The organism is Treponema sp. R6D11 (genome assembly GCF_054786075.1).
This window is the reverse complement of record NZ_BDHD01001501.1, coordinates 1-233: the sequence shown is the minus strand read 5'-3', so window position 1 is coordinate 233 and position 233 is coordinate 1. Positions and strand designations below refer to the sequence as shown.

1 protein-coding gene is annotated in these 233 nt (G+C 49.8%); it reads right to left on the bottom strand.

All coding sequences use genetic code 11. The features are described from left to right. A partial coding sequence (locus tag ACYVTD_RS19210; RefSeq protein WP_461249171.1) for a hypothetical protein occupies window positions 1-233 on the bottom strand: 233 nt, incomplete at both ends.

Here is a 233-nt window from a genome sequence, read left to right as displayed (position 1 = left end):
GAGGTCATCTGACGCAAGGTCATCTGACGCGAGGTCATCTGACGCGAGGTCAGGCGAAGCAGTGTCATCTAACGAAACGTCTGCTGAGGCTTCGTTTTCGGATGTTTTTTTATCAGAGGAAATGTCGGCAAAATCGTCCATAGCAAGGTCGCCTGCTGTTGTGTCGTCGTCTAACGAGATATCGGCAAAATCATCGTCGGCAAGACCGGTGTTATCTAAAGCAAGGTCATCTG